Source organism: Oceanicaulis sp. MMSF_3324 (assembly GCF_030733545.1).
Classification (GTDB): domain Bacteria; phylum Pseudomonadota; class Alphaproteobacteria; order Caulobacterales; family Maricaulaceae; genus Oceanicaulis.
The window spans coordinates 51745-71350 of record NZ_JASHIU010000001.1 but is presented as its reverse complement, the minus strand read 5'-3'; the positions used below and the strand labels follow the sequence as shown (position 1 = coordinate 71350).

Below are 19606 nucleotides of genomic sequence, written 5' to 3'. Positions count from 1 at the left end.
TTAGTCAGGGAAGGGCGCCAGGGCGTCTTCCAGAATGGTGCTGATGCGCTCCTTGAGCTTGGCGGCTTCCGCTTCGGGTACGCCATAAGGGCCCATGATGGTGCGGCTGATCGCCAGCCCCATGAGGACGCTGCCGAAGAGGCGCGCCCTGAGATCGCTTTGCTCGCCTTCCAGTAATCCCGCCACCGGCTTGTGAAAGCGGGTCTCGATGGAATCGCGCACCGCGCAGGCGGCGTTGCTGGAACTGGCCGAGTTCAGCATGATCAAGAGATCGACGAGCTTGTCGTCGTCTTGCGGTCCATCGGTCAGCATGTCCGCGGCGAGGGCGGCCATGCCTGATCGCCCGTCCTGCAGAAACTCAGGATGATTGCGCCCGTTTTCAAGCGCTTCGAGGAACAGGCCTTCCTTGGATCCGAAATAGCGCCCGATAAGAGCGGAATCCACGCCCGCCTCGGACGCGATATCGCGAATGCCGACATTGTCGTAGCTGTCATGCGCGAAGAGCCGCCGCGCCGCGTCCAGGATCTTGGCTTCCGTCGCGTTACGATTCTTGGTGATGGGACCGCAGTTCAAATTCCGACCTTTCTGAGAACAGTTCTCATGTCTTCAGCTGTTGACATCTAGTGTGCGCTGCACAATATGTCATCAACCGATGACAAAAGCAAAAGACGTAATACGCACATAACGGAAGGTCCTCCCCCATGTCATTTCGTTTAGGCCTCCCTGGCGCCGCGATTGCGGCGCTCGTTTTCATTTCAGCCTGCGCCGAAGCGCCCGCCGAGGAAAACAACGCACCGCCCGCACCGGTGGTTCAGACGGCCCAGCCGCTCAGCCTTGAGGTGGCGGACTGGGATGAATTCACGGGTCGTTTTGAGTCCCCGCAACAGGTGACCATACGGGCGCGCGTCAGCGGCTATCTGCAAGACGTGCATGTGGAAGATGGCGCTCTTGTGGAAGAGGGCGATCTTCTGTTCACGCTCGACCAGCGTCCGTATCAGGCGACGGCCAACGCCGCGCGGGGGCGCGCCCTGCAGGCGCGCGCCACGCGGGACCAGGCCCAGGCCGATCTCAACCGCGCAGAGCGCTTGCGCGAAGCGGACGCCATTTCCGAGGAAGAACTCGAGCAGGCCCGCACCGCCTCCGCGACCGCGCAGGCGGCCTATGCGGCGGCGCAGGCGGACGCGCAATCGGCGGCGCTTGAGCTGGAATATACCGAAATCCGCTCCCCCATTTCCGGGCGCCTGTCCCAGCGTACAGTGGATCCCGGCGACCTCGTCTCGGCGGCGGGCGACCCCATGATCACCGTGGTGCAGACCGACCCGCTTCAATTCCCCTTCTATGCGTCTGAAAGCATTTTCCTGCGCTATCAGCGTGAAGAGGGCGCTGGTCTGGGCGCGCCGGTCCAGGTGCGTTTGCAGGACGAGACCGAATTCACCCATGACGGCGTGCTGAACTTCATCGACAACGCGGTCGAGGCGGGCACGGGTTCGATTCTGATGCGGGCCGAATTCGACAATGAAGACGGTCTGATCCGCCCGGGCATGCTGGGCACGATCCGGGTGCGCGGCTCCGCTCCCTATGAGGCGCTTCTGGTGCCCAAGACCGTGATCTTCTCTGACGCCACGCGTCGCTATGTGTTCGTGCTGGGCGAAGACGATGTCGCCGCCCAGCAATCGGTGACGCTGGGCCCGGCCGTGGACAATCTTCAGGTGGTCCATGGTCTGACGCCCCAGACGCCGGTGCTGGTCAGCGGGCTGCAGAATCTGCGTCCGGGGACCCAGGTCCAGGTGCGTCCGGGGGCTGAGATCGCTCACGAGCCCGTGCAGGCGCAGTCCGGTTCCACGCTTCAAACCCGGCCGGCGGGCAGTGCGCGCATTGCGCAATAGCGCGCGCACCCCGTCAGGTCCCATCCCCCTTTAAGTCTGGAAAGACCGCACATGCGCCTTTCACATTTCTTCATAGAGCGGCCGATCTTTTCGCTCGTGATCGCGGTGTTCATCACCCTGATCGGCCTGTTCGCCTATCCGTCGCTGCCCTTGTCGCAGTATCCCGAAATCGCCCCTCCCACCATCGAGGTGCAGGCGAGTTATCCCGGGGCCACGGCCGAAGACCTGGCTGAACAGGTCGCCGCGCCGCTGGAGCAGGAAATCAACGGGGTCGAGGGCATGTTGTACATGACCTCCTCGGCCACCGCGTCGGGCCAGGTCGGCCTGACCGTCACCTTCCAGCCCGGCACCGATCTCGATACGGCCCAGGTGCTGGTGCAGAACCGTGTGAACCGCGCCGAACCGCGCCTGCCCGAACAGGTGCGCCTGCGCGGGGTTCAGGTGAACCAGCAATCGCAGGGCTTCTTGCTGATCGCGGCGCTGATCTCGCCTGATGACTCCCTCGACAAGACTTTTCTCGGAAACTACGCCAACACCACACTGCGTGATCGACTGCTGCGCCTGGAAGGCATTTCCAATGTGCAGACCTTTGGCGGCGGCAATTACGCCATGCGTGTCTGGATCGACCCTGATCGGGCCGCCGCGCATGACATGACCGCCGGTGACGTGGTCGCCGCGCTTCAACGCCAGAATATCCAGGCGGCGGGCGGCTCTCTGGGCCAACCCCCGTTTGACGAGAACAATCCGGCCGAGTTTCAGCAGGCGATTTCCGTTCAGGGCCGCCTGATGAATACCGAAGAGTTCGGCAATGTCATCGTCAAGCGCGGCGAGAATGGCCAGCTGACCCATCTGCGCGATGTGGCGCGGATCGAGCTGGCCGAGGAAGACTATTCCATCAAGGGCTATTTCGGCGGTGATCCGGGCGTGGCCATGGCCATCATTCAGCAACCGGGCGCCAATGCGCTGGACGCCGCCAATGCGGCGCTGGAAGCGCTGGACGAAGCCTCCGCCGACTTCCCCGAGGGAATGGAATACTTCATTCCCTACAACCCCACCGAATTTGTCGAGGCGTCGGTCTCCGCGGTGCAGCGCACGCTGATCGAGGCGGTCTTCCTTGTCGTCCTGGTCATCGTGATCTTCCTGCAGAACTGGCGCGCGGCGGTGATCCCGATCGTGGCGATCCCGGTGTCCATCATCGGCGTGTTCGCCGTTCAGCTGGCGCTGGGCTTCTCGATCAACTCGCTATCTCTCTTCGCGCTGGTGCTGGCTGTGGGCATCGTGGTCGATGACGCCATCATCGTGGTGGAGAACGTCGAACGCCTGATGCGCGAGGGGCTGTCGCCCCGGAAAGCGGCCCACCAGTCCATGAAGGAGGTCAGCGGCGCGCTGATCGCGATGACGCTGGTGCTGGTGTCGGTGTTCGTACCGACCGCGCTGGTGCCGGGCATTCCGGGCATCTTCTATCGCCAGTTCGCAGTGGCCGTGGCCACCTCGGCGGTGATCTCGCTCATCATCTCGCTCACCCTGTCACCCGCGCTCTCCGCCCTGATCCTCAAACCGCACAAGGAGGACGAGCAGGGCCCGCGCTGGCTGGCGCCGCTGCGCTTTGCGGCGAACAAGTTCAATGCCGGGTTCGACTGGCTGTCGGATCGCTATGGTCGTCTGACCGGACGTCTGGTGCGCCTGGTGACGGTGATGCTGATCGCCTATGCCGGGCTCCTGGCCATGACGGGGTGGCGGCTTGCCGAAACCCCGACCGGGTTCATTCCCGAACAGGATCAGGGCTTCCTGATCGGCGTTATCCAGCTTCCGCCTGGCGCGTCGCTCGATCGCACCGATACCGTGATGCAGGCGGCCCAGGACGTGCTTTTGAGCACGGACGGGGTCAGCACCACCGCGGCCATTGTGGGCCTGGACGGCGCCAGTTTCTCACCGGCGTCCAATGCAGGCACCATCTTCATCCGGCTCGATGATTTCGCCGAGCGCGAGCACCATCCGGGCATGTCGGCGGTCCAGCTCAGCCAGCAGCTGACGGGCACGATCAACATGGCGATCCCCGAAGGCGGCGCCTTCATCATCGCGCCTCCGGCGGTCCAGGGCCTGGGCAATGGCGGCGGCTTCAAGATGATGATCCAGGGGCGCGAAGGGCAAAGCTATGCCGAGCTTCAGAACGCCACCTTCGCCATGATGGGCGCGGCTCAGGAGAACCCGAACGTCACGCAGGTCTACACGAGCTTCAACACCAATGCCCCGCGCATCGATGTGAATGTGGATCGCGAGCTGGCCTTCCAGCTCGGCGTTCAGCCAGCCGATGTCTACGAGACGTTGGGGGCGTATATGGGCTCGACCTATGTGAATGACTTCAACTTTGTGGGGCGGACCTTCCGGGTGATGGCGCAGGCGGATGCGGAATTCCGCAATGACGTCTCCGACCTCGCTCAGCTGCGCGTGCGGTCTGCGTCGGGCGGCATGGTGCCGATTTCCGCGATCGCCCAGATCCAGGAGAACTCCGGGCCTGTGCGCGTCGTGCGTCACAACCTGTTCCCGACCATCGAGCTGCAGGGCCAGGCGGCGCCGGGCGTGTCCACCGGTCAGGCCCTGGCGTCCATGGAGGCCCTGGCCGATCAGGTTCTGCCCGACGGCGTCAGCTATGAGTGGACCGAACTCGCTTATCAGCAGAAGGCGGCGGGCAATTCAGGCCTGATGATCTTTGGCCTCGCCGTGGTCTTCGTCTTCCTGGTGCTGGCGGCCCAGTATGAAGCCTTCACCCTGCCCTGGGCGGTGATCTTCATCGTGCCCATGTGCGTTCTGGCGGCGATGATCGGGGTCAATCTGGCCGGGTCTGACAACAATATCCTGACCCAGGTCGGCCTTGTGGTGCTGATCGCGCTGGCGGCGAAAAACGCCATCCTGCTTGTCGAGTTCGCCAAGCAGGCTGAAGACCGCGATCAGAACGGCCCGCAGGAGGCGGCTGTCGCCGGCGCCCGCGTGCGGTTGCGTCCGATCCTGATGACCTCCTTCGCGTTCATCTTCGGCGTGACGCCTCTGGCGTTCTCGCACGGGGCGGGCTCGGAAATGCGCGAAGCGCTCGGGATCGCGGTATTCTCCGGCATGATCGGGGTGACCGTGTTCGGCCTGATGTTCACGCCGGTCTTCTACGTGGTGGGGCGCTGGCTGTCCGGGCTGATGCCCCAAGGTCCCAGTGGCTCCACCGATCCGGACTATTGGCTGTCTGACAATGATCCCGGCGCGGAAAGCGCCGATCAGGAAGGAGGTCGCTCATGACCTTGAAAACCCTGACCCTCATGATGACGAGCACGCTGGTTCTGACCGCGTGCGCCACGACCGGGCAGCCCGACCTGTCTGATTCCACTCTGGACGGACGTCTGGGCGGCGGGCTGGTCTCGGCGTCTGATGAGCCGTCCCTTGCTCAGGCCGAGCCTGACGCGATGTGGTGGCGGCTCTATGACAGCCCGGAACTGGACGGGCTGATCACGGACGCGCTGGAGAACAACAATTCCCTGGCGCAGGCCGTCGCTTCCCTTGACCAGGTCCGCGCCAGCCTCGGCGAAGCGCGTTCCGCTCGTCTGCCCTCCACCGAGCTGTCGGCTCAGGGCGGCTATGTGGAGCAGCCGCAAAACCAGGGCGGATATGACGGCGAACAATACAGCGCCGGCTTCTCCACCAGCTGGCAGGTCGATCTGTTCGGCCGGGTGCGCAACGCCATCCGCGCCGCCCGTCAGGATGTGGTCGCCGCCGAAGCCGCCCGTGACGCCGCCGCCATTCTGGTGGCGGGTGAAACCGCACGCGCCTGGGCGGATTATTGTGCAGGCACGCGTCTGGTCAGTGTGGGCGAGAACAATGTGGCCCTCGCCGAACAATCGCTCGACCTGACCGAGCGGCTGTACGACGCTGGCCGTGGTTTGCGGCTGGATGTGGTGCAGGCGCAAAGCCGGCTCGAAACCAGCCGCGCCGAATTGCCCTCCTTGCGCGCGTCCCGGGACGCCGCCGTCTTTCGCCTGGCGACCCTGACCGGGCGCACGCCGTCTGAAATGCGCGCCGTGATTCCGGCGTGTGACGCCGCGCCTCGCCTGGACGGGCCGATCGCCGTCGGGGATGTGGCGAGCCTTCTGGCCCGTCGTCCCGATGTGCGCGAGGCGGAAGCCCGGCTCGACGCCGCATCCGCGCGTGTGGGCGTCTCCGTCGCCCAGCTCTATCCGTCCGTGACGCTGGGCGGTTCGATCACCAGCACGGCGTTCGAGCTTGGCGATCTGGGCGATGAGGACAGCCTGTCCGTCTCGCTCGGCCCGCTCATTTCCTGGAGCTTCCCCAACCAGGCCGCCGCCCGGGCGCGTTTGCGTCAGGCCGAGGCCGGTGCGCAAATCGCGCTTGCGGGCTTTGATCAGGCCGTGCTCGAAGCGCTTCAGGAAACCGAGACCGCATTGACGGTATTTGCGGCGGAGCGTCAGCGCCGCCAGTCACTGGAAGTGGCGCGCGACGCCGCAGCGGAAGCCGCCCGGCTCGCGCGTATCCGTTATCAGGCGGGGTCGGAGAGCTATATCGCGGTTCTGGACGCGGAGCGGACCCTCGCCAATGCGGAAACGGCGCTGGCCAATTCCGATGCGGCGGCGGCGAGTTCCGAAGTGGACGTTTTCATGGCTCTGGGCGGTCGCTGGACTGAAACCGGCGACGAATAAGTCCGGGCGCATTGAAAACGTGACGAAGGCCGCGCTGGATGTCCCCCCATGAGCGCGGCCTTCTTGATTCAGGGCCTAGAGCAGGTCGCCGGATTCGGTGACGATCTCGAACTCGTCCGCGCGGTTCGACAGACGGACCGAGGTCAGCGGCGCATCGCGGAAACGGGTCTGCCGCTCGATCACGAAGACCGGCGCGCCCGCCTTGAGTCCCAGATGGTCCTGATCGATCTGATGGGCCAGTTCCGCGCGCAGGCCCGTGCGGATGAAGGAATAGGGGGCGCGCTGGACCAGCCATTCATTGGGGCTGATCGTGTCAAAGGTTTCGTCGGCGGCGTCGGGCACCGCGTCCAGATTGATCAGGCGGTCCTCAAGCTGGAACGGCTTATCATCGCTCAAATGCAGGCAGCGCACATGGCGCAGGGGCGCGCCTTCAAACAGCGTCTTGTCCAGCGGCGAGGCGGCGGCCTCATCCACACAGATCAGCCGGTAGCCATACTGACCGCCCCGGGCCTCGATTTCATGGCGCACGATCGGGATGGTCAGTGTGGAGCGATGACCGCGCCGGTCGACGACGCGTGTGCCCGCACGGCGTTTGCGCTCGATCAGACCCGCCTCTGACAGGCTGGCGAGGGCGCGCCGGATCGTGCCGCGCGCGACGCCGAACTCCTCGGCCAGATCCTCTTCGCGCGGCAGGGTGAACCCCGCCGGCCAGCTCTGATCATTGATACGGCGCAACATCTCTGTGCGGATGGATTCGTAAGGATGCATGGCGTCCTTTTATGACGGGTTCGCGTTTCAGCAAAGCCCATCTTGATCCCGCCCCTTAATATGTATAGACATATTGAAGCTGACAATGAGCGATCCATGAAACTGCTGACCGATCTTGTGCTTGCCGGGTTTGACGCCCCTGCGCCCTATGGCCGTATCGCTCGGGGCGCCCTGGTGCTGGAGGGGGACCAGATCCTCTATGCCGGTCCGCAATCGGATCTGCCCGCGCGCCATCAGGCTCTGGAGCCGACATCGCTGGGCGGACGGCTTGTCACGCCGGGCCTCATCGATTGCCACACTCATCTGGTCTATGGCGGCAGCCGGGCGCGCGAGTTCGAGATGCGCCAGTCGGGCGCCAGCTATGCCGAGATCTCAAAGGCGGGCGGCGGCATCGTCTCGACCGTCGCAGCCACGCGGGAAGCCAGCGAGGCGACGTTGATAGAGCAGGCGCTGGTGCGTCTTGATCGCCTGATCGCGGACGGCGTCACCACGGTCGAGATCAAATCCGGTTATGGCCTGGATCGCGACACCGAGCTCAAGCAATTGCGGGTCTCGCGTCGTCTGGGCGAGCTGCGCCCGGTGCGCATCGTGACGAGCTTTCTGGGCGCTCACGCCATCCCCAAAGGCATGGACGCGGATGCCTATATCGACACCGTTTGCATCCCCACCCTGAAAGAGGCCGCCTCTGAAGGGCTCGTCGATATGGTGGACGGGTTTTGTGAATCCATCGCCTTCACGCCTGCCCAGATCGAACGGGTCTTTGGTGCGGCCACCGAACTGGGCCTGCCGGTGAAACTGCATGCCGAACAGCTCTCCGATCAGGGCGGCGCCGCGCTGGCGGCGCGCTATGGCGCCAAGTCTGTCGAGCATCTGGAATATATTTCGGACGACGATATCGCCGCCCTGGCCAAGGCGGGCAGCGTGGCGGTCATGCTGCCAGGCGCATTCTACTTCCTGAAGGAAACTCGCAAGCCGCCGATCGAGGGCTTCCGCTGTGCGGGCGTGCCCATGGCGGTGTCGACGGACTCCAATCCCGGCTCCTCACCCATGACCTCGCTCCTGCTGGCGATGAATATGAGCGCGACCTTCTTCGGGCTGACCCCGGAAGAGGCGCTCAAGGGCGTGACCGTGAACGCCGCAAAAGCGCTGGCGCGGGACGATCTCGGTCGCTTGGCGCCGGGCTGCCTTGCGGATCTCGCCATATGGGATGTCACCGATCCGGCTGAACTCACCTATCGCATGGGCGATGCCCCGCTCCATGCCCGTTATCTGGGAGGCGAAGCGTGCTGACGCCCGGTTCTGTCACACTCAACGAACTTGAACATATCTGGCGTGAAGGCGGCGATATCCGCCTTGATCCCACAGCCCGGAAGGGCGTGCGCCGTTCCGCCGAGCAGGTCAAAGCCGCCGCCCTGGGCGATGAGGCTGTCTATGGCGTCAATACCGGCTTCGGCAAGCTCGCCTCGATCCGCATCGCGCCGGATGACACCGCTGCGTTGCAACGCAATCTGATCCTGTCTCATTGCTGCGGGGTAGGGGAAGAAACGCCCGACGCCATTGTCCGCCTGATGATCAGCCTCAAGCTGATCTCGCTGGGCCGGGGCGCTTCGGGTGTGCGCGAAGAGTTGATTGATCTTCTGGAAGCCATGCTGGGCAAGGGCGTTCTGCCGGTGGTCCCGGCGCAAGGCTCGGTCGGGGCGTCGGGCGATCTGGCGCCGCTCGCGCATATGGCGGCGGTGATGATCGGCGAGGGGCAGGCGCGCTATCGCGGTGAAGTGCTGTCCGGGGCCAAGGCCCTTGAGACGGCTGGACTGACCCCGGTGGTGCTGGGCCCCAAGGAAGGGCTGGCGCTGATCAATGGCACCCAGTTCTCGACGGCCTACGCGTTGGCGGGCCTGTTCGAAGCGCGTCAGGCCGCTCGGACGGCGTTGGTCACCTGTGCCCTCAGCATTGATGCGGCGATGGCCTCGACCGCGCCCTTGCTGGAGGAAATCCATACCCTGCGGGGCCAGCCGGGCCAGATCGCAGCGGCGCGGGTGATGCGAAACTTGCTCGAAGACAGCGAGATCCGTCAGTCCCATCGCACCGACGACCCGCGGGTTCAGGATCCATATTGCATGCGCTGCCAGCCCCAAGTGGTGGGCGCGGCGATGGACATGCTGGACAATGCCGCCCGCATGCTCGAACGCGAAGCCAACGCCGCGACCGACAATCCGTTGGTGCTCGCGGATGAGGGCGTGATCGTGTCGGGCGGGAATTTCCATGCCGAACCGGTGGCGTTCGCGGCGGACATGATCGCGCTCGCCGTGTCGGAAATCGGCGCCATCGCCCAGCGGCGCATTGCGCTTCTGGTTGATCCCACGCTCAGCTTTGACCTGCCGCCCTTCCTGGCCGCGGATCCGGGGCTCAATTCCGGCCTCATGATCGCGGAAGTGACCAGCGCAGCGTTGATGAGCGAGAACAAGCATCTCGCCAATCCGTGTTCGACGGATTCCACGCCCACCTCCGCCAATCAGGAAGACCATGTCAGCATGGCCGCCCATGGCGCGCGCCGCCTGATGCGGATGACCGCAAACCTGTTCCACATTCTCGGCATCGAGCTGTTCTGCGCCGCCGAGGGCGTGCGCTTCCGCGCGCCCCTGAAGACCAGCGCCCCGCTGCGGGCAGTGATCGAGGTCTTCAACGCCGAGATCAAACCGCTTTTGCAAGACCGTTATCTCGCCCCCGATCTGGAAGCGTCCGCGCGCCTCGTGCGCGGCGACGCGCTGCTCAAGGCCGCCGGGGTGAACACGTCAGACTGGAGAGCCTGTGATGACCGATCGCCGTCAGAATGCCCGTGAAGTCCGCCCCCCGGTCGGGACCGAGCTCAACGCCAAATCCTGGCTGACCGAGGCGCCGCTCCGTATGCTGATGAACAATCTTCACCCAGATGTGGCCGAGAACCCGGACGAGCTTGTGGTCTATGGCGGCATTGGCCGTGCGGCGCGGGATTGGAACAGCTTTGACAAAATCGTCGAGAGCCTGAAAAAGCTCAACGATGACGAGACCTTGCTCGTACAATCCGGCAAGCCGGTCGGGGTGTTCCGCACCCATGAGAATGCGCCGCGCGTATTGATCGCCAACTCCAATCTGGTGCCGCATTGGGCCAATTGGGACCATTTCAACGAGCTCGATAAGAAGGGCCTGGCCATGTACGGCCAGATGACCGCGGGCTCGTGGATCTATATCGGCACCCAGGGCATTGTTCAGGGTACGTACGAAACCTTCGTCGAGGCCGGTCGCCAGCATTATGACGGCGACCTCAAGGGGCGCTGGATCTTGACGGCGGGGCTCGGGGGGATGGGCGGCGCCCAGCCGCTGGCCGCCGTGATGGCGGGGGCGTGTTGTCTCGCGATCGAATGCGACGAGACCCGCATCGATTTCCGCCTGCGCACCGGTTATGTGGACGAGAAAGCGACCTCTGTGGACGAGGCGCTCGCGATGATCGAGCGCTGGACCCAGGCGGGGGAAGCCAAATCGGTGGGCCTTCTGGGCAATGCCGCCGAGATCGTTCCCGAGCTCTATGCCCGCGGCGTGCGTCCGGACATGTTGACCGACCAGACCAGCGCCCATGACCCGGTCAATGGCTATTTGCCGGCCGGCTGGAGCGTGGCGCAATGGCGCGATGCGCGTGAACGTGACCCGAAAAAGGTCGAGGCGGCCGCGCGCGCCAGCATGAAAACCCATGTGGAAGCCATGCTGGCCTTTCATGCTGACGGCGTGCCCACGCTCGATTACGGCAACAATATCCGCCAGGTGGCGCTGGAAGAGGGCGTTGCCAACGCCTTTGACTTTCCTGGCTTCGTCCCGGCCTATATTCGCCCGCTCTTTTGTCGCGGCGTCGGCCCGTTCCGCTGGGCGGCGCTCTCGGGCGATCCTGAGGACATCTACAAGACCGACGCCAAGGTGAAGGAGCTGATCCCTGATGATCCTCATCTTCATCAATGGCTCGATATGGCGCGCGAGCGCATCAGCTTTCAGGGCCTGCCCGCGCGCATCTGCTGGGTAGGGCTGGGCCAGCGCCATCGCCTGGGCCTCGCCTTCAATGAAATGGTCCGCACCGGCGAGCTGAAAGCGCCGGTGGTGATCGGACGGGACCATCTTGATTCCGGCTCTGTCGCCTCGCCCAACCGCGAAACCGAAGCCATGAAGGATGGCTCGGACGCCGTGTCCGACTGGCCGCTTCTGAACGCGCTTCTGAATACCGCCAGCGGCGCGACCTGGGTCAGCCTGCACCATGGCGGTGGCGTGGGCATGGGTTTCTCCCAGCATTCGGGCATGGTGATCTGCTGCGATGGCAGCGAGGCCGCCGACAAGCGCCTCGCCAATGTGCTGTGGAATGACCCCGCCACCGGCGTCATGCGCCATGCGGACGCCGGATACGAGATCGCCCTCGACTGCGCGCGTGAGACCGGGCTCAACCTGCCCGGCATCCTTTAGGAGCCAGCCATGAGCGTTACCCGCACGCCTGCCCCGGACTGGACCGGACGCGTGGACCCTGAAGACGGGCCCGAGGCGATCCGTCTGCACCAGCGGGTCCAGCCTGGCGCAAAACGCGCCGTGATCGGCTTTGCGTGTGATGCGGGGGTGAAACGCAATAAAGGCCGGATCGGCGCCAAGGACGGCCCCGCCGCCTTGCGTCAGGCGCTCGCCAATCTCTCTGCGCCTGTTGATGCTCCGCCGTTTTCGGATCTGGGGGATGTGACAGTTGAGGGGGATGCGCTGGAGGCTGGCCAGGAGACGCTGGCGAACGCCATTGCCGACGCGCTTGCCGATCATGAGCGCCTTCTGGTGATGGGGGGCGGGCATGAAACCGCCTTCGCTTCATACGCAGGGCTCAGGAAAGCCTTCCCCCAGGCGCGGATCGGCATCCTCAATCTCGACGCTCATCTTGATCTGCGGCTTCCAGGCGAGGCGGGCGGCTCGTCGGGCACGCCCTTCGCCCAGATCCGCGCGCTGGACCCTGAGCGGTTCGACTATCTGTGCGTGGGTTATGCCGAGGAGGCGAACACCCAGGCGCTGATGACACGGGCGCAGGACTGGAATGTGGGCCTGGTCAGCGATCATGAGTTGATTGCGGATCCGCACGCGGCCCATGCCGCCATCTCCGATCTCATGATGCGCAATGACTATCTCTACCTCACCATCGACATCGACGTGATGAGCCATTTCCAGGCGCCGGGCGTCAGCGCGCCGGCCGCCCGCGGCGTGCCCTTCGCCACGATCGAACAGATTGTGAGCTTCGTCCTCACCTCATTGGACGGCGCAAGAACCAAGCTGGCTTTGGCCGATCTTGTGGAATTGTCGCCCGCCCATGATCGCGATGGCGTGACGGCGAAGACCGCCGCCGTGCTGGCGCGGCGCGTGTTGATGAGCGCATCGGACGCACCGACCTAGACGCGTTCGGGTCTTGTCAGGTCCGGCCGGGCGCGGCTCTATGGCGATATTGGTCTTGCGAGCTCGCCCATGAATGTCCGGCGCAATCTGCGAGTCCGCGATATCAGCGGACTGATCGAATCCCGATTATGGGCGCAAATCCTGGTGGCGATGGGGGTCGGCGTCGCGCTGGGCCTCATGCTCTCGCCGCAAACGGATGGTCCGCTTTCGTTAAGCCCTGAGGCCGCCGAGTATTGGGCGGACTGGTTGCGCCTGCCCGGACAGCTTTTTCTCAATGTCATCCAGATGGTGGTGATCCCGCTGGTGGTCACCTCGATCATTCTCGGGCTGACCTCGGCCGGGGATCCGGCCTTCCTGCGCAAGGTGGGGTTCCGGATTGCCCCCTATTTCATCGGTACGACCACCCTGGCGGTGCTCCTGGGCGCGCTGGTCGCAACGACCATAAAACCGGGCCAGTTCATCGACGGGGCGCGTTTCACCGCTGCCACGGGCGGTGAAGGGGCAGAGTTTGTGGAGGCGCCGGCCGCCATGGCGTCGGTGCCAGACCAGATCGCCAATCTGGTGCCCGCCAATATCGATAACGCGATGCTGACGGGGAACATGCTCCAGATCGTGGTCTACGCCTTGTTCATCGGGGTGGCGATGTCGATCATCGGGCCAGACCGGTCCGAGCCGCTGAGCCGTCTGTTGCAGACCGTGCAGGAAGTGGCGATGAAGATCGTCGGCTGGGCCATGCGGCTCGCCCCGTTTGCCGTGCTGGGACTGATTTCCGACTTTGTCATGCGCGCGGGCTTTGACGCGCTGGTGGGCCTGTCGGCCTACATCCTGTCCGTCATCCTCGGTCTGGGCGCCTTGCTGGTCAGCTATTGGGTGATCGTCTTCATACTGGGGCGGCGCAATCCGATCGCCTTCGCCGGCAAGGTGATCGAGGCGCAATTGCTGGCCTTCTCCACCTCCAGCTCGGCGGCCACGATGCCGCTGTCGCTGCGCGTGGCCGAAGACCGGCTCGCCGTGGCCCCGCCGATCGCCCGTTTCGTCATTCCGCTGGGGGCGACGGTGAACATGGATGGCACCGCGCTGTATCAGGTGGTGGCTGCGCTGTTCATCGCCCAGCTGTTCGGGGTCGATCTGACGACTGCCCAGTTCACGCTTCTGGTGGTGACGGTGGTGGGCGCCAGCATTGGCAGTCCGTCCACCCCCGGCGTCGGCATCATCATTCTGGCCACCATCCTTCAGGGCATGGGCATTCCGGCGGCGGGCGTGGCGATCCTGCTGGGCGTTGACCGGATTCTCGACATGTGCCGCACGGCGGTGAACGTCACCGGCGATCTGACCGCTTGCGTGGTGATGGATCGCTGGCTGGACGATGTGAAACAGGACACGCTGGCGGCTGTGCCTGAAACGGACACGCCTTCAAAGGGCTAGCTTGAAGCCTTCATGGCTGGCGACGAAGCCCAGGCTTTCATAAAAGCGCAGGGCGTCAGACCGGCTCTTGTCCGAGGTCAGCTGCACGAGCTCGCAGCCTCGCGCCCGGCATTGTTCGATCGCCCATGCCAGCATCTGCCGACCCAGCCCGGCGCCGCGAAGGCGGCGGGCGATGCGCACGCTCTCGATCTGGCCGCGCCACATGCCCAGTCTTGAAAGCCCGGGGATGAAGCTGATCTGGAGGCAGCCGGCCAGCCCGTCTTCATCCTCGACGACGGCGAGCAACTGGTTGGGATCCGCGCTGATCGCCTGGAAGGCCTCGACATACGCCGGATCGGTGGGCGTCGAGACCCGCTCCCGCGTCTGTCCCAACGCGTCATCGGCCAGAAGCGCAATGATCGGATCCAGATCGTCCTGACTTGCAGCGCGAAAGTGAAATTGCATCCTCATCCGTGATTGTCCGTCTTGCATAGATAGGCCCGGCTCAACGCTTTCATGTCGGTGATATAGCGGCTCTGATCCCAGCCGCAGGTTTCCACCAGGGCTTCCCAATTGCGCACGGAGAGCAAGGTCCAGAGCATATCCGTTCCGGTTTCGAGCGTGAGCGCATCCTTGAGGGCGCCAACGCTTTCAAGCGCCCTGACCGCGGCCTCGCACCCCTGGCGCATGGCGGTCATGCGGTCCTCCCAGGCCAGACGGGCGGCGTCATCGCCTGGCGCCATGGCCATCAGGGCGCGGCCCACCGGATAGATGACCGGGATATAGCCGCCCCAGGCGTCGATGAAGGCGTCAAGTCGGTCGAGACCGGTCGCGGCGCGGCTGGCGGCGAGCCTGTCATCCACATCCTCCACCGAGTCGATATGCCGGGTGAGGGCGATCAGAAGCTCGGCGCGGGTCTTGAAGTGCAGGTAGACCGCCTGACGGCTGACCCCCGCCGCCTTGGCCACATCGCTCATCCGTGTGGCGGCCCCGGCGTCGCTTTCCAGCAGAGTGCGGCAGGCGTTCAGAATTTTCGTTCGGGTTGCGGATGCGTCGGCCATTCAAAGCGCCTTGTCAGGATCAATACGTATCAGGCTCGATTAGACTTGACACAATGTCAAGAAATCGGCACTTGTCATCGTGTAAACTTTACACTGCGTCAAGTGACGCGTCAGGAGCTTGATATGAGTCTGTTCACGTCCGTTCGTCGCGCCTTCACGCGCACCTCGCCCATTCTGGTTACGGGCGCATCGGGCAAGACCGGTAGCCGCGTTGCGGCCCGTTTGGCCGAAGACGGCCATGAAATCCGGCTGGGCTCGCGCCGCGCCGAAATCCCGTTTGACTGGAACGCGCCGCAAACCTGGCCCGCCGTGCTCAAGGATGTGAAAGCGGCCTATATCGCCTATTCGCCCGATCTCGCCGTGCCCGGCGCGGTGGAGCTGATCACGCGCTTTGTCGAGGCCGCCAGGACCGCGGGCGTGACGCGTCTCGTTCTGCTTTCGGGGCGGGGAGAGGCCGAGGCCCAGGCCTGTGAACAGATCGTCCTGAAGAGCGGTCTCGAAGCGACCGTGGTGCGGGCAAGCTGGTTCAACCAGAACTTCACCGAAGGCGGCTTCGCCGACATGGTCCAGGCCGGTCAGATCACTCTGCCGGGCGCGGATGTGCGCGAGCCTTTCATTGATGTCGAGGATATCGCCGAAGTGGCCGCGACGGCGCTGACCGAGGCAGGGCATGCCGGTGAAATCTACGAGGTGACGGGGCCGCGCCTGATGGGCTTTGATGAGATGGCCGAGATCCTGTCCAAGGCCGCAGGCCGGCCGATCGCTTATATCCCGATCCCTCACACGACATTTCTGGACGGGCTCAAGGCCCAGGGCGCGCCCGGCGAAGTGGTCTGGCTTATGGATTACCTGTTCAGCACCGTCTTTGACGGTCGCAACGCGCATGTCTGTGATGGCGTGGAACGGGCGCTGGGTCGCAAGCCCACCGATTTTGAAACCTTCGCCCGGCGGGCCGCGGCTGCGGGCGCGTTCAAGGTCTCCGAACCGGCGGAGTGAGGGTGATGAGCCTTTATGCGATGATGGTGCTGAGCCTGGTCATGATGACAGGGCTGGGCGCCGGGGTCTTCCTCGCCTTCTCCGATTTCATAATGCGAGGCCTTGGTCGCGCCGACGGCGGGGCCGGGGCGATGATCGCGATCAATCAGGTCATCTATCGCTCGCTCTTTCTGGTCGGCTTCATGCTGACAACGCCGGTTGCCGCCGCTCTGGCGTTCTGGGCGCCGGACGGGGTGAGCGCTGAGGTGCGCGGTCTGATCGGGGCGGGCGCCGTGATCTATGGCGTGCTGGTCTTCGCGCTGACAGCGGTGCGCAATGTGCCGCTCAACAAGCAGCTTGATGCGTCGGGCGGGGATGCGGCGGTCTGGGATCGGTATCAACGCGTATGGACGCTCTGGAACCATGTTCGTAGCGTCGGGGCGATCGGGGCCTTTGGCCTGTTCGTGCTGGCGTTCGCGCAACTGGTCTGACGTAAGGAGGGCGCGTTGAGACCTTGTCTGGCCCCGGCCTTTCTGAGCCTGTCCCTGCTCGCGGCGCCACAGCCTGTTCCGACCCCGGAGGAGTGGTCTTGCCCGGCCTGGTCCCAGCGTTCGGCGAAGATGCTGTCACCGAGGCTGCTTTCCCCGTTTGAAGACTTGCCCCAGACTGAGGCCGGACGGATGGACCGGGAAGGGCTTTATGGATCGGCTGAACGCGCTTGAGATTTTTCGCAAGGTTGTGGATTGCAACGGCTTTAGCGCCGCGGCGCGGGAGCTGGGCCTGTCCAATGCCTCGGTCAGCAAGGCGATCAAGGAACTCGAGAGCCAGCTCGGCGCCCAGCTCATTGTCCGCACCACGCGATCGCTTCACCTCACCGATGTGGGACTCGCCTATTATCAAAGGGTCGGGCAGGTGCTGGATGCGCTGGAAGACGCTGATGAGCAGGTGCGTTCTGAAACCGCGGCCCCGCGCGGGCGCTTAAGGTTGGCGGCCCCGATGTCGCTGGGGCTTGTCGCCTTGCAGGAAGCGCTATTGTCCTTCTGCAAGACCTATCCCGACATCCTTCTTGATCTGCATATGAGCGACTCGGTGGTGGATGTGGTCGGGGAGGGCTTTGACGCTGCGATCCGGGGCGGAAACCTGCCTGATTCCAGTCTCAAGGCGCGCAAGCTGATGTCCCTGGATCGGGTGGTCGTGGCCGCTCCGGAGTATCTGGCGCGAAGACCGGCGCTGGAGCGTCCCGAAGACCTCTCCGCACATGACGCGTTGATCTATTCCGGCGCCGAGCACAGCGAAACCTGTACGCTCAAGCGCGACGAGGAGACGGTGCAGGTCCATTTGCGGCCCCGTTTGCGGGTGAACAGCTCCATCGCGATCAAGAGCGCGGCGGAGCAAGGGCTCGGCATCGCCGTCACCCCCCATGTCTATGTGCGTCAGGCGCTCGACGAGGGGAGGCTGGTGCAATTGCTGCCTGACTGGTCCATCGAGGGCCGGGCGCTGTACATGGTCTATCCCGAACAGCGTGCGGTCTCGCGCAAGCTGCGCGTCTTGCTCGACCATCTGGCCGAGGCGTTTCGGGATCGATAGGTCGAGATAATTCGCGATTAGTGAATTATATATTCGATAATAGAGCGATTATTTTCATTTTAGGAATGGCCTAGCTCTGTCCCGTCACAGAACGGGAGGCCTTCATGCAGGCTCAAATCGCAATCGTCTATCACTCCGGATATGGCCATACGCGGGTGCTGGCGCAGGCTGTCGCCCTGGGCGTCGACAGGGTTCGCGGCGCGCGTGCGGATCTGGTCGATGTCACCACGATGTCGGACGCGGACTGGGGGACGCTTGGCAAAGCGGACGCCCACATCTTTGGCTCGCCCACCTATATGGGCGCGGTTTCGGCGCCCTTCAAACACTTCATGGATCTGAGCTCGGCCACCTGGCTGGCGCGCGGCTGGTCGAACAAGCTGGCGGCCGGGTTCACCGTATCGAGCTCACAGGCGGGCGACAAGTTCGCGACCTTGAGCCAGCTGTCCACCTTCGCCGCCCAGCACGGCATGCTCTGGGTCAGCCTTGATCAGTTGCCGGGCAATAACAGCTCGACCGGCAGCGTGGACGATTACAACCGGATCGGCGCATCCATTGGCGTGATGGCGCAGGCCAATAACGATGAGGGGCCGGAACTGGCGCCGCCGCCGGCGGATCGGGAAACGGCGGCGCGTCTGGGCGTGCGCGTGGCGGATCTGACGCTGCAATTCCTGCGGGGCGCGCAAGGGGCGGATCTCCAGGAGGCGTCGACATGAAACAGCTTGTCTCTGCCTCTGTCGCAGCGCTCGCCCTGAGCGTCCCCATGGCTCAGGCCCAACCTGAACCGGATCGCCCCCAGGTCGGCCTCAGCCCCTGGGGCGCCGAGGATCAGATCGGTCGTCTCAACCTGATGACCGCTGACAGCCAGGCCGCGATCCTGGGCCGGATTTCAGGCGGCGCGCCCTATGATCTGTCGGTGGAGTATTTCATCGGCATGCCCAGCTGGCAGGCGGCGGGCGATCCGCATTACCGCTTGTGGATGACCCATACCCCGCACGGCACTGAAGTGGATGACCCCCTTGGCGTGGGCCACGCCATGAACACCCATGTGGGGTACACCGGGGCGGCGGTGTCCATGTACACCCATACCGGAACCCATATCGATGCGCTGGTCCATTTCGGCCTAAACGGTGAAGTCTGGAACGGGTTCTCCGCCGACGAGCATCTGGGGGATCGCGGCTGGCGCGTGGGCGGGGCTGAGGCCCTGCCGCCCATCGTGGCGCGCGGCGTGCTCTTGGACCTGCCGGCCTTCAAGGGCGTGGACATGCTCGAAGATGGCTATCGCATCACGCGCGCCGACCTGGTCGAGACCGCCGCCGCACAGGGGCTGACGCTTGAACCTAGCGATGTAGTGCTGATCCGGACAGGGCGCATGCAGGTCTATGAGGATGCGCAGCGCTATATGCAGAACCCGCCCGGCCTGGGGTTGGACGCCGCGCGGTATCTGATCGAGGAGGCGGGCGCCATGGTCGTGGGCGCGGACAATCTCAGCTTCGAGGCGTTCCCGTCCGAAGACCCGGACAATTACGTGCCCGTTCATACCTATCTGCTGGCCGAGCAGGGCGCGCCCATTCTCGAGCTGGTCAATCTTGAAGGGCTTGCGCGGGACGGGGTTTACCAGTTCGCCTTCGTGGGCGGCGGGCTGAAACTGAGAGGGGCGGACGCAGCGCCCATGCGGCCCCTGGCCTTCCCTTTGCGGGACTAGCCCATCAGCCCTGAGCTGGCGCAGAAGCCGCCCTCATCGCTGGATCACGGTCCGGATTTGCGCTTCCCCTTGGCGCGGCGCCCATCCAGA

General features: G+C 64.4%; 17 protein-coding genes. 13 read left to right on the top strand and 4 right to left on the bottom strand.

Annotation, left to right across the window (positions count from 1 at the left end):
• Nucleotides 1-573, bottom strand: coding sequence for a TetR/AcrR family transcriptional regulator (locus RBA95_RS00310; protein ID WP_306014775.1), 573 nt, complete (start codon nucleotides 571-573; stop codon nucleotides 1-3).
• Nucleotides 574-701: 128 nt separating this feature from the next.
• Here RBA95_RS00310 and RBA95_RS00305 point away from each other — a divergent pair, with 128 nt between their 5' ends.
• From RBA95_RS00305 to RBA95_RS00295, 3 genes are read left to right on the top strand one after another with little or no spacing between them, the layout of a single operon-like run.
• Entirely contained in the window at nucleotides 702-1886 is a 1185-nt protein-coding gene (locus RBA95_RS00305) for an efflux RND transporter periplasmic adaptor subunit (protein WP_306014774.1), read from the top strand.
• 51 nt (nucleotides 1887-1937) lie between these two features.
• Nucleotides 1938-5171 carry an efflux RND transporter permease subunit gene (locus tag RBA95_RS00300; protein WP_306014773.1) on the top strand — a complete coding sequence of 1078 codons (3234 nt, stop codon included), beginning with the start codon at nucleotides 1938-1940 and terminating at the stop codon, nucleotides 5169-5171.
• Nucleotides 5168-6583 carry an efflux transporter outer membrane subunit gene (locus RBA95_RS00295; RefSeq protein WP_306014772.1) on the top strand — a complete coding sequence of 472 codons (1416 nt, stop codon included), beginning with the start codon at nucleotides 5168-5170 and terminating at the stop codon, nucleotides 6581-6583. Before RBA95_RS00300 ends, RBA95_RS00295 begins: the two co-directional genes overlap by 4 nt.
• A gap of 75 nt (nucleotides 6584-6658) precedes the next feature.
• On the opposite strand, the gene RBA95_RS00290 is transcribed toward RBA95_RS00295, so the two are convergent.
• A complete protein-coding gene (locus RBA95_RS00290; RefSeq protein WP_306014771.1) occupies nucleotides 6659-7351 on the bottom strand; it encodes a GntR family transcriptional regulator in 693 nt (230 codons plus the stop codon).
• Nucleotides 7352-7447: 96 nt separating this feature from the next.
• On the opposite strand from RBA95_RS00290, the gene hutI reads away from it, so the two are divergent.
• From hutI to RBA95_RS00265, 5 genes are all read left to right on the top strand, one after another.
• Nucleotides 7448-8641 carry an imidazolonepropionase gene (gene hutI, locus RBA95_RS00285; RefSeq protein WP_306014770.1) on the top strand — a complete coding sequence of 398 codons (1194 nt, stop codon included), beginning with the start codon at nucleotides 7448-7450 and terminating at the stop codon, nucleotides 8639-8641.
• Nucleotides 8635-10191: a histidine ammonia-lyase gene (gene hutH / locus RBA95_RS00280; RefSeq protein WP_306014769.1), complete on the top strand. Its 1557-nt coding sequence runs from the start codon at nucleotides 8635-8637 to the stop codon at nucleotides 10189-10191. Before hutI ends, hutH begins: the two co-directional genes overlap by 7 nt.
• Nucleotides 10163-11830, top strand: a complete 1668-nt coding sequence (hutU, locus tag RBA95_RS00275) for a urocanate hydratase (RefSeq protein WP_306014768.1) — start codon at nucleotides 10163-10165, stop codon at nucleotides 11828-11830. The genes hutH and hutU overlap by 29 nt, the downstream gene beginning before the upstream one ends.
• A 9-nt stretch (nucleotides 11831-11839) precedes the next feature.
• Complete coding sequence (hutG, locus tag RBA95_RS00270; protein WP_306014767.1) at nucleotides 11840-12787, top strand: formimidoylglutamase; 948 nt, start codon at nucleotides 11840-11842, stop codon at nucleotides 12785-12787.
• A gap of 69 nt (nucleotides 12788-12856) precedes the next feature.
• Complete coding sequence (locus RBA95_RS00265; RefSeq protein WP_306014766.1) at nucleotides 12857-14212, top strand: dicarboxylate/amino acid:cation symporter; 1356 nt, start codon at nucleotides 12857-12859, stop codon at nucleotides 14210-14212.
• Here RBA95_RS00265 and RBA95_RS00260 read toward each other — a convergent pair.
• Entirely contained in the window at nucleotides 14201-14656 is a 456-nt protein-coding gene (locus RBA95_RS00260; RefSeq protein WP_306014765.1) for a GNAT family N-acetyltransferase, read from the bottom strand. The two genes, RBA95_RS00265 and RBA95_RS00260, sit on opposite strands and share 12 nt — an antisense overlap.
• 2 nt (nucleotides 14657-14658) lie before the next feature.
• Nucleotides 14659-15252: a TetR/AcrR family transcriptional regulator gene (locus tag RBA95_RS00255; RefSeq protein WP_306014764.1), complete on the bottom strand. Its 594-nt coding sequence runs from the start codon at nucleotides 15250-15252 to the stop codon at nucleotides 14659-14661.
• A gap of 123 nt (nucleotides 15253-15375) precedes the next feature.
• Here RBA95_RS00255 and RBA95_RS00250 point away from each other — a divergent pair, with 123 nt between their 5' ends.
• From RBA95_RS00250 to RBA95_RS00230, 5 genes are all read left to right on the top strand, one after another.
• Nucleotides 15376-16248 (top strand): NmrA family NAD(P)-binding protein, encoded by an 873-nt coding sequence (locus tag RBA95_RS00250; protein WP_306014763.1) that lies wholly within the window; start codon nucleotides 15376-15378, stop codon nucleotides 16246-16248.
• A gap of 5 nt (nucleotides 16249-16253) precedes the next feature.
• On the top strand, nucleotides 16254-16718 hold the full coding sequence (locus tag RBA95_RS00245; RefSeq protein ID WP_306014762.1) for a DUF1772 domain-containing protein: 465 nt from the start codon (nucleotides 16254-16256) through the stop codon (nucleotides 16716-16718).
• A gap of 208 nt (nucleotides 16719-16926) precedes the next feature.
• On the top strand, nucleotides 16927-17814 hold the full coding sequence (locus RBA95_RS00240) for a LysR family transcriptional regulator (protein ID WP_306014761.1): 888 nt from the start codon (nucleotides 16927-16929) through the stop codon (nucleotides 17812-17814).
• A gap of 104 nt (nucleotides 17815-17918) precedes the next feature.
• Nucleotides 17919-18527, top strand: coding sequence for a flavodoxin family protein (locus RBA95_RS00235; RefSeq protein WP_306014760.1), 609 nt, complete (start codon nucleotides 17919-17921; stop codon nucleotides 18525-18527).
• The gene (locus tag RBA95_RS00230; RefSeq protein WP_306014759.1) at nucleotides 18524-19516 is read left to right on the top strand and encodes a cyclase family protein; all 993 of its coding nucleotides are present in this window, start codon (nucleotides 18524-18526) and stop codon (nucleotides 19514-19516) included. The genes RBA95_RS00235 and RBA95_RS00230 overlap by 4 nt, the downstream gene beginning before the upstream one ends.
• Nucleotides 19517-19606 lie beyond the last annotated feature (90 nt).